Source organism: Pararhizobium mangrovi, assembly GCF_006516965.1.
GTDB classification, from domain to species: Bacteria; Pseudomonadota; Alphaproteobacteria; order Rhizobiales; family Rhizobiaceae; genus Pararhizobium_B; species Pararhizobium_B mangrovi.
This window is the reverse complement of record NZ_VHLH01000020.1, coordinates 78,784-88,103: the sequence shown is the minus strand read 5'-3', so window position 1 is coordinate 88,103 and position 9,320 is coordinate 78,784. Positions and strand designations below refer to the sequence as shown.

Annotated in this window: 9 protein-coding genes; 5 read left to right on the top strand and 4 right to left on the bottom strand. The window is 65.2% G+C overall.

The features are described from left to right. Positions 1-105: 105 nt before the first annotated feature. Positions 106-483, bottom strand: a complete 378-nt coding sequence (locus tag FJU11_RS11520; RefSeq protein WP_141167194.1) for a cell division protein ZapA — start codon at positions 481-483, stop codon at positions 106-108. Between the two features lie 67 nt (positions 484-550). Beyond that, a complete protein-coding gene (locus FJU11_RS11515; protein WP_141167208.1) occupies positions 551-826 on the bottom strand; it encodes a DUF4164 domain-containing protein in 276 nt (91 codons plus the stop codon). Between the two features lie 322 nt (positions 827-1,148). On the opposite strand from FJU11_RS11515, the gene tkt reads away from it, so the two are divergent. The 4 genes from tkt (at position 1,149) to FJU11_RS11495 (ending at position 7,646) form a co-directional block, all read left to right on the top strand. Continuing rightward, positions 1,149-3,134, top strand: coding sequence for a transketolase (gene tkt, locus FJU11_RS11510; RefSeq protein ID WP_141167193.1), 1,986 nt, complete (start codon positions 1,149-1,151; stop codon positions 3,132-3,134). Positions 3,135-3,342: 208 nt separating this feature from the next. After that, positions 3,343-5,175, top strand: a complete 1,833-nt coding sequence (locus FJU11_RS11505; RefSeq protein WP_141167207.1) for a potassium/proton antiporter — start codon at positions 3,343-3,345, stop codon at positions 5,173-5,175. Positions 5,176-5,283: 108 nt separating this feature from the next. Then, positions 5,284-6,480 carry a phosphoglycerate kinase gene (locus tag FJU11_RS11500; RefSeq protein ID WP_141167192.1) on the top strand — a complete coding sequence of 399 codons (1,197 nt, stop codon included), beginning with the start codon at positions 5,284-5,286 and terminating at the stop codon, positions 6,478-6,480. A 140-nt stretch (positions 6,481-6,620) separates the two neighbouring features. Further along, the gene (locus tag FJU11_RS11495) at positions 6,621-7,646 is read left to right on the top strand and encodes a class I fructose-bisphosphate aldolase (protein WP_141167191.1); all 1,026 of its coding nucleotides are present in this window, start codon (positions 6,621-6,623) and stop codon (positions 7,644-7,646) included. 30 nt (positions 7,647-7,676) lie between these two features. Here the strand turns inward: FJU11_RS11495 and FJU11_RS18330 are convergent, their stop codons facing one another. Then, positions 7,677-7,835, bottom strand: coding sequence for a hypothetical protein (locus FJU11_RS18330; RefSeq protein ID WP_181408157.1), 159 nt, complete (start codon positions 7,833-7,835; stop codon positions 7,677-7,679). 126 nt (positions 7,836-7,961) lie between these two features. Further along, the gene (locus FJU11_RS11490; RefSeq protein WP_141167206.1) at positions 7,962-8,942 is read right to left on the bottom strand and encodes an NAD(P)H-quinone oxidoreductase; all 981 of its coding nucleotides are present in this window, start codon (positions 8,940-8,942) and stop codon (positions 7,962-7,964) included. A gap of 130 nt (positions 8,943-9,072) precedes the next feature. Between FJU11_RS11490 and FJU11_RS18850 the strand changes: the two genes are divergently transcribed. After that, positions 9,073-9,285, top strand: coding sequence for a DUF1192 family protein (locus FJU11_RS18850; protein WP_141167190.1), 213 nt, complete (start codon positions 9,073-9,075; stop codon positions 9,283-9,285). The last annotated feature ends 35 nt before the right edge of the window (positions 9,286-9,320 follow it).

Genomic DNA, 9,320 nt, shown 5'->3' with positions numbered 1-9,320 from the left:
TCCGGTCCCTCCCTGGACTCTGAAGTCTCACAACCTCAGCATCCCCGGTCCGGACCGGATGGACAACCTAATGAAAGCTCACACCTAGAGCCCGAACGCGGCCGGTCAGGGCTGCGTTTGCGCGGGAACGCCGGTCAGCTTCGAGGTAATGCCTTCGATCTGGCCGCTCAGCTCGCTCAGTGCCTCGACGAGCTGGGGATCCGCGCGACCGGCGCCGTCATGCGGCGTATCGCCTCTTCCGCGCAGCGTTTCGAGCTCGCTTTCGAGGCTCGCCATGCGTCGCTTGATCTCGGTCATTTCGTCGATGACGGTAATACCCGCCATGACGGTCAGGCGAAGGTCGCCGATCTCGCCGAATTCGCCCTTCAGGTAGCGCACGTAGCGATCGAGCTCGCCGGCGAGATAGGCAAGGTGGTCCTGCTGGCCCTCCTCGCACGCCATGCGATAGGCCTTGTCGTCGATCGTCACCGTCACCTGTGCCATGTCACCACCTTCGAGGCGTTTGCGGCGCGCAGCAGGCCCGCTCCCGTCATGAACGGCCGAGTTCCCGTCATGAACGGTCGAGCACCGCGCGGATCGTCTCCATCGCGCTGACGAGCCGGCGCGAGACTTCCCGGTTGGTCTCTTCCAGCGTGTCGGCGCGGTACTGGCTGCGGTCGAGTTCCTCGGCAAGCTTCGAGCGATCGGTATTCAACCGACGGACCTCGTCGGAAGCCCGCGTCGTTTCGCTCTCGTGCTCGAGCCGCGCGTCCACGGCCGTCTCGAGGCCGCTCAGTGCCCGCTGCAGCCGTTCCAGCGACGCCTTGACCGTCGTCTCACCCGCCATTTCCACGCTCCGTGCGCCCATGCGCGTCCACGTCCAACGCGCCAATGTGCGCCGAATCGATGGCGCCACGGGCATTTAGGACGTCTTCGATTATCCATCGCGGCAAGTTCGCGTCAACAAATTCGCCGCCGGAACCCGCTGCTTTCTGTGAATTCGTCGCGCCCGGCGCACGAGCCCCGGCGCGAACCGATTTATTGACAGGATTAAGCAGACTGCTATGTCTCGCTGTGCCCTTGGCGGGTGTCGCCACGAGGGCGATACACGCCGCCTACTCGATCCGGCGGAAGGATCGTTCCCTTCAATTCGGACCTGTCGAAAAGCCATGACATCACGCGAAAAACACGACCGGATGGCGAACGCGATCCGCTTCCTGTCCATGGACGCCGTGGAAAAGGCCCAGTCGGGTCACCCGGGCCTGCCGATGGGCTGCGCCGACATCGCCACGGTGCTCTTCACCAAGTATCTCAACTTCGATCCCAAGAACCCGCACTGGCCGGACCGCGACCGCTTCGTGCTGTCGGCGGGCCACGGTTCGATGCTCCTCTATTCGCTGCTCTACCTGACGGGCTACGAGGACATCACGATCGACGAGATCAAGCATTTCCGTCAGGTCGATTCCAAAACCGCCGGCCATCCGGAATACGGCCATGCCGCCGGTATCGAGACGACCACCGGCCCCCTCGGCCAGGGCATCGGCAACTCGGTCGGCATGGCGCTCGCCGAGCGCAAGCTGAGGGCCGAGTTCGGCGAGGATCTCGTCGACCACCATACCTACGTGCTCGCCGGCGACGGCTGCCTCATGGAGGGCATCAGCCAGGAGGCGATCGCGCTCGCCGGCCACCTGAAGCTGAACAAGCTCGTCCTCTTCTGGGACAATAACGGCATCTCCATCGATGGCGACGTCCATCTGTCGGATTCGACGGACCAGATCGAGCGCTTCAAGGCGGTCCACTGGCACACGATCGAGATCGACGGCCACGATCCGGAAGCCATCGCCGGCGCCATCGAGGAGGCGCACACTTCCGACCGCCCGACGATGATCGCCTGCAAGACGACGATTGGCTTCGGCGCACCGACCAAGGCCGGCACGCAGAAGGCGCACGGCTCCGCGCTCGGCGAGGAAGAGATCGCCGAGACGCGCAAGAACCTCGGCTGGGATTCGCCGCCCTTCGAGATTCCCTCCGATATTCTCGACGCATGGCGGCTCGCCGGCCTTCGCTCGACCTCCGAGCGCAAGGAGTGGGAGCAGCGCCTCAAGGATGCCGACTCGAACAAGCGCGCCGATTTCGAACGCCGCGCCAAGGGCGAACTCGTCGGCGGCTTCGACGGCAAGCTCGAGGAACTCAAGCGCAAGTTCGCCGACGAGAAGCCGAAGGACGCGACCCGCAAGCATTCCGAGGCAGTACTCGAAGTGGTCAACGGCGTGTTGCCCGAAATGCTCGGCGGCTCGGCCGACCTGACGCCTTCGAACAACACGCAGACGAGCCAGATGAAAGACCTGACGGCGGACGACTTTTCCGGTCGCTACGTCCATTACGGCATCCGCGAGCACGCCATGGTGGCGGCGATGAGCGGCATCGCGCTTCACGAGGGGCTGATCCCCTACGGCGGCACGTTCATGTGCTTCACGGACTATTGCCGCCCGGCGATCCGGCTCGCTTCGATGATGGGCGTACGCGCGATCTACGTGCTCACCCACGATTCGATCGGTCTCGGCGAAGACGGCCCCACGCACCAGCCGGTCGAGCATCTGGCCGCATTGCGGGTGATCCCGAACCTCCTGACCTTCCGTCCGGCCGACGCGACAGAAACGCTGGAGTGCTGGCAGCTCGCGCTGGAGTCGAACCACCGCCCGTCGGGCATGGTTCTTTCGCGCCAGAAGCTCAGGGCCGCGCGTACCGACTACAGCGAGGAGAACCTCTCCGCCTACGGCGCCTACGACCTTTCGCCTTCGAGCAACGCCGAGGTGACGATCTTCGCGTCCGGCTCCGAGGTCGAGATCGCGCTCGACGCCAAGGAGATGCTGGAAAAGGAAGGCCGCGCCACCCGCGTCGTCTCCGTCCCGTCGATGGAACTCTTCCATGAGCAGACGGACCAGTACAAGGCGGCGATCATCGGCAATTCGCCGGTCAAGGTCGCGATCGAGGCCGGCGTGCGCCAGGGTTGGGATGCATTCATCGGCCATGACGGCATCTTCGTCGGCATGCACGGTTTCGGTGCTTCCGGCGCCTACGAGGACCTCTACCGGCATTTCGACATCACGGCATCGGCCGCCGTCGAAGCCGTGCGGGCCCGTCTGAACGGCTGATCGACCGTCTTTCGACGCGGACCGCGCGTCGCTGGCGCGCATCGTGCGTTTCATGCTAATCAAGGGGTGCCTTCGGGTGCCCCTTTTTCGCATGCGCCTTCGTCCCGCCCGCTTTGCCGACTAGGCGCACGAAGCGGCCTTTCAAAGCTGGCGAAAGCATGCGGGGCATCGGCCGGGCTCGTTTTTCTCCAGCGCGGGGCCAGTGCCTTTGGAAACGCTCTATCTCGCCATTCTGGTCGGCACGCTTCTCGTCCTGATGGCCGCGTTTTCAAGCCTGCTCGCCTTCCGCTTCGGCACGCCGCTGCTGCTGCTCTTCCTGTGCATCGGGCTCGTCGCCGGCACGGACGGCTTCGGCGTGCAGTTCGACAACGGCCAGCTCGCCTATTTCGTCGGCTCGCTGGCGCTCGCCGTCATCCTGTTCGATTCCGGCTTCGGCACGTCGCTCCATGCCTTCCGGCAGGCGGCCGCACCGGCGATCACCATGGCGACGCTGGGCGTCCTGCTCACCGCCGGCATCTTCGGCCTCATGGCCTGCGTCGTCTTCGACCTGCAACTCATCCAGGGGCTTCTTCTCGGGTCGATCGTCGCCTCCACGGATGCCGCGGCCGTCTTCTTCCTGCTTCGCATCGGTGGCATCGCCGTTCGCGATCGCGTACGGTCCACCCTCGAGGTCGAGTCCGGATCGAACGACCCGATGGCGATCTTCCTGACGATCGCCCTCGTGCAGATCGCCACCGGCACGGACGGCTCGTCGCTGCCCGGCATCGACATCCTGCGCCTCTTCGGCATGCAGATGGGGCTCGGCGTGGCGATCGGCCTGCCGGGCGGCATGCTGATCGTGTGGCTGGTCAACAAGCTCGACATGGAACGCGGGCTGACGCCAATCTTCGTCGTCACGCTTGCCCTGCTCGTCTTTTCGGCGACCGGCGCGCTCGGCGGTTCCGGCTTCCTCGCCGTCTATATCGCCGGCCTCTACGCCGGCAATCGCAGCATCCGCGCGAAGACGGCGATCCGCCGCTTCCAGGAGGGCATGACGTGGCTCGCCCAGATCGTCATGTTCCTCGTTCTCGGCCTGCTCGCCACCCCGTCCCAGTTCCCGGCGATCGCGTTGCCGGCCATCGCGCTCGCGCTGTTCCTCGTGCTGGTTGCGCGGCCCGTCGCCGTGTGGCTGTGCCTCTCGCCGTTTCGCTACACCAAGCGCGAGCGGCTGTTCATCTCCTGGGTCGGCTTGCGCGGCGCCGTTTCCATCCTGCTTGCCATCCTGCCGGTGATCGGCGGCGTCGAGGGGGGCATGCTCTTCTTCAACACTGCCTTCATCATCGTCCTCGTTTCCCTTCTCCTGCAGGGCTGGACGATCAGCCCCATGGCCAAGCGCCTCAGCCTCGTCGTGCCGCCGCGCATCGGTCCGGTGCAGCGCGTCGAGGTCGAGCTTCCGGGCTCCGCCAACCACGAACTCGTCGCCTATCGCGTCGTCAAGGACAGTCCCGTGCTGACCGGCGAACGCATTCCGCGCTGGGCGCGGCCTTCGCTCGTCGTGCGCAACGGCCGTTCGATGCGCTACCAGTACGCCGGGCGCCTGCAGGAAAACGACCACGTCTACCTCTTCATCTCGCCGAACTTTCCGCGCCTGCTCGACCGCCTCTTCGCAAGCCCGGCGCCGGTGGAAAAGGACGACACCGAGTTCTTCGGCGCCTTCACCGTCGACCCGAAGCGCACGCTCGGCGAACTCGACGAGGCCTACGGCCCCGGCATCGTGCCGGCAAACAGCCGCGAGACGACGCTTGCGGAATATCTGGAACGCCGTTTCGGCGGCCGGGCGGAATATGCCGACCGGCTGCGCCTCGGCCCACTGGAAATCATCGTGCGCGACGTCGACGACCGAGGCGAGATCACCTCGCTCGGCGTCTCCCTCGAACCCGAACCCCTGGCACGGCCCCTGCCCGACTTCATCAACCGGAAGACCGCGCGATCCGCGCTCGACCGGCTTGCCAGACGGCGCAGGAACCGACGAAAGGCGGAGGACCGGCAGGCGGCCGAATAGGCACGGGCGGCAAAGCGGCGCGGTTGTCCGCCTTGCCCTTGTAAGGCTTCGGACGCGCGTTATGCTGCCCGTCGAACCACCTCATCTTCAGCCAACGAGCAGGACCGGATGGCCTCTTTCAAGACCCTCGACGACATCGACGACCTCGCCGGCAAACGCGTTCTCGTACGCGTGGATCTCAATGTCCCGGTGAGCGACGGCAAGGTGACCGACCGCACGCGCATCGAGCGCGTCGCGCCGACCATCCTTGAGCTTTCCGGCAAGGGCGCGAAGGTCGTCCTGCTCGCCCATTTCGGCCGGCCGAAGGGCAAGCGCGTGCCGGAGATGTCGCTGCAGCCGATCGCCGGCACCGTCGAGGAGGTGCTCGACCATCGCGTCCATTTTGCCGACGACTGCATCGGCGAAACGGCGAAGAGCGCGGTCGACTCCATGGTCGACGGCGACATCCTGCTCCTCGAAAACACCCGCTTCCACGAGGGGGAGGAAAAGAACGACGCCGATTTCGCGAAAGCGCTGGCCGAAAACGGCGATCTCTACGTCGACGACGCATTTTCCGCGGCGCACCGTGCTCACGGTTCGACCGAAGGTGTCGCCCATCATCTCCCCGCCTACGCCGGACGCACCATGCAGGCCGAACTCGAAGCCCTCGAAAAGGGGCTCGAAAATCCCTCCCGGCCCGTTCTCGCGATCGTCGGCGGGGCCAAGGTCTCGACCAAGATCGACCTGCTCGCCAATCTGGTGACGAAGGTCGACGCGCTCGTCATCGGCGGCGGCATGGCGAACACGTTCCTTGCCGCACGCGGTGTCGATGTCGGCAAGTCGCTGTGCGAACACGACCTTGCCGACACCGCGCGCAGCATCATGGAAAAGGCCAATGCCGGCAATTGCGCGATCGTCCTGCCGAGCGACGCCGTCGTTGCCCGCGAGTTCGCGGCGAATGCGGCAAACGAGGTCGTCTCCGTCTACGCGGTGCCGGCCGACGCGATGATCCTCGACATCGGCGACAAGTCGCTCGAAGCGGTTTCGGCCTGGATCTCGCGCGCCGAAACGCTGATGTGGAACGGCCCACTCGGCGCCTTCGAGATGGAGCCGTTCGATCGCGCGACGATCACCGCCGCGCGCAATGCGGCCGACCGCACGAAGGCGGGCGAGCTCGTCTCGGTCGCGGGCGGCGGCGATACGGTCGCCGCCTTGAACAAGGCCGGCGTGACGGACGACTTCACCTACGTGTCGACCGCCGGCGGCGCCTTTCTGGAATGGCTGGAAGGCAAGCCGTTGCCGGGCGTCCAGGTCCTTTCGAAGTAGAATCACGCCCTTTGCATGGATGACGCGAAACACTTGAACCGATTGAATTATTTTCAATCGGTTCAGGTTCGCCCGACGGCGTTTGCTATGGCTGCAACTTCTGCTATGTGCCCTCCCGGGTTTCATCCAGGAGGGCTTATATGGCCGAACGTCTCGAGGAAATTGCCGCGCGTCTCATGACGCAGCGAAAGGGTCTGCTCGCCGCCGACGAATCCACCGGCACGGCGAAGAAGCGCCTCGCTGCGGCGGGTGTGACCTCGACGGAAGAGACGCGCCGGGATTCCCGCGAAATGCTCTTTCGCGCCGAAGAGGCGATGACTGACTATATCTCCGGCGTCATCCTCTACGACGAGACGATCCGTCAAAAAGCCGCCGACGGCACGCCCCTGGTCGAGCTGATCACCCGCGCCGGCGCACTTGCCGGCATCAAGGTCGACGAGGGTGCGGTGCCGCTGGCGCTTCATCCGGGTGAAACGGTGACGGAGGGGCTGGACGGCCTGCGCGAGCGGCTGGCCGAATATCACGGCCTCGGCGCGCGCTTCGCGAAATGGCGTGCGGCCATATCGATCTCCGACGTTCTGCCGTCGCGGGCATGCGTACGCGCGAACAATCGGGCGCTTGCCCGCTATGCTGCGCTTTGTCAGGAAGCCGGCCTCGTGCCGATCGTCGAGCCCGAGGTGCTGATGGACGGCGATCCGGGCACGCATTCGATCGAGCGTTGTGCGGAGGTCAGCGAAGCGGTCCAGCGCGATCTTTTCGAGGCCCTCGTCGAAGCCGGCGTCACGCTCGAACAGACGATTCTCAAGCCGAACATGGTGATCGACGGCGCCAAGGCACGCCGTGCCTCGGTCGAAGAGGTCGCGGAGATGACCGTGCGCACCTTCCGACGGACCGTGCCGACGGCGATCGCCGGCATCGCCTTCCTGTCCGGGGGCCAGTCGAGCGAGGAAGCGACGGCGCACCTTAATGCCATGAAGTCCGGCTTCGACCTGCCCTGGCCGCTGACGTTCTCCTACAGCCGCGCCCTGCAGGAGGATGCGCTCAAGGCCTGGGCCGGCAAGAGCGACAACGTCGCCGCCGGCCAGCGGGCCTTCGTCCACCGCTCCAGGATGAACAGCCTCGCCGAACGCGGCGAATGGAATCGTGAACTGGAGGACGCCGCCTGAACCGCGGCGTTCGGTCGGTCGCGATAACGCCTATTCGGGCCGCACGAGCACGATCAGGCTGACGAGGACGAGCGCGAAAAGAGCGATCTTCCAGAAATCCCCCCGCTTCCTCAGCCCCGGTATGCCGAGCGGTCGAATGATCTGGACGATCATCGCCAGGATGAGCAGGTACGAAATCGCGCGTGCCATGAGAAGGTCCCCCGAGAGGGACCAGCCATACCAGCGCAAGCCTCGACGTCAATCGGCGCGAAGCTTCGCGTCAACACAGACCGTCCGTCGTCCACGAACGCGCGAACGAAGGATCGGCATAAAGCTCTAATCGATCTCGAGCACGATCTTGCCGATGTGCTCGCCTTCGTCGATGCGTCGATGAGCGTCTTCGACCCTGGCGAGCGGATAGACCGTGTCCATGATCGGTTTGACGCGACCGGCCTCAAGAAGCGGCCAGACTTGCCGGCGCAGTTCGGCGGCGATGCCCGCCTTGAACTCGACCGAACGCGCACGCAGCGTCGAGCCCGTATGGGTAAGCCGCTTCGCCATCAGCGGCGCGAAGTTCACTTCCGGCTTGGCGCCTTTCAGAAAGGCGATCTGCACGATCCGCCCGTCGAAGGCCGCGGCCTCGTAGTTGCGCGCGATGTAGTCCCCGCCGACCATATCGAGGATGACGTCGACGCCCGCACCGTCGGTCGCCTGCCTGACGATCTCCACGAAATCCTCCTCTCGGTAGTCGATGGCACGGAAGGCGCCGAGTTCCCGACAGGCATCGCACTTCGCCTTCGTCCCGGCGGTCGCGAAGACGCTCGCCCCGAACGCCGAGGCGAGCTGGATCGCGGTCGTACCGATGCCCGAAGAGCCGCCATGGACGAGGAACGTCTCGCCGCGTTTCAGTCCACCGCGCTGGAAAACGTTATGCCAGACAGTGAAGAACGTTTCCGGCAAAGCGGCGGCGTGGATGAAGGAAAAGCCTTCGGGAACGGGAAGCGCGTTGCTCGCATGAACGACGCAGTATTCGGCGTATCCGCCGCCCGGCAGCAGCGCGCAGACGGCATCCCCCTCGCGGAATTCGCTCGCCCCCGGGCCGATCGCCGCAACCTCGCCGGCGATCTCGAGTCCCGGAACGTCGCTCGCGCCCTCGGGCGGATCGTAGCGGCCCTGGCGCTGGAAGACGTCCGGGCGATTGACGCCGGCCGCGCGCACGCGCACCAGCAGTTCGCCCTCGCCCGGCTCGGGACGCTCCCGCTCGCCGAGCCGAAGCACCTCCGGCCCGCCCGGCTCTCTGATCGAAACGGCACGCATCGTCTGTCTGGTCACGGCTATATCCTGTATCCTCGGTCTTCGTCACAGATATGCGCCGAAAGGCCGGAGAAAAGAACCGTGGACGATTTCGCGGATCGACCGCAGCCACATCCGGTGCCCGAGACCGAGGATGTATCGCCGCATTCCAGGCACGAACTCGAAGCGCATCGCACGTTCGAGACAAGAGATCGTGCGTCTCGAAAACGAAATCGAAGCCCGTTCTTCGAGCCGCGGCGCGGCAGAGAAACTCTTTCCCGGGCACCGTCGTCCCCGAACGCGACAGCGAACGTCCCGTTTCGGGGCATGCATGGACGGAAATCGTACATTCCGGCACCGGTCTTAACGTCTCGTTAAGCTTTATCGGTCTTTAATGCACAT

Bases quoted from the DNA above. Each gene is read 5' to 3' on its own strand.
- FJU11_RS11520 (WP_141167194.1), bottom strand. From the start codon at position 483: ATGGCACAGGTGACGGTGACGATCGACGACAAGGCCTATCGCATGGCG.
- FJU11_RS11515 (WP_141167208.1), bottom strand. From the start codon at position 826: ATGGCGGGTGAGACGACGGTCAAGGCGTCGCTGGAACGGCTGCAGCGG.
- tkt (WP_141167193.1), top strand. From the start codon at position 1,149: ATGACATCACGCGAAAAACACGACCGGATGGCGAACGCGATCCGCTTC.
- FJU11_RS11500 (WP_141167192.1), top strand. From the start codon at position 5,284: ATGGCCTCTTTCAAGACCCTCGACGACATCGACGACCTCGCCGGCAAA.
- FJU11_RS11495 (WP_141167191.1), top strand. From the start codon at position 6,621: ATGGCCGAACGTCTCGAGGAAATTGCCGCGCGTCTCATGACGCAGCGA.
- FJU11_RS18330 (WP_181408157.1), bottom strand. From the start codon at position 7,835: ATGGCACGCGCGATTTCGTACCTGCTCATCCTGGCGATGATCGTCCAG.
- FJU11_RS11490 (WP_141167206.1), bottom strand. From the start codon at position 8,942: ATGCGTGCCGTTTCGATCAGAGAGCCGGGCGGGCCGGAGGTGCTTCGG.
- FJU11_RS18850 (WP_141167190.1), top strand. From the start codon at position 9,073: ATGTATCGCCGCATTCCAGGCACGAACTCGAAGCGCATCGCACGTTCG.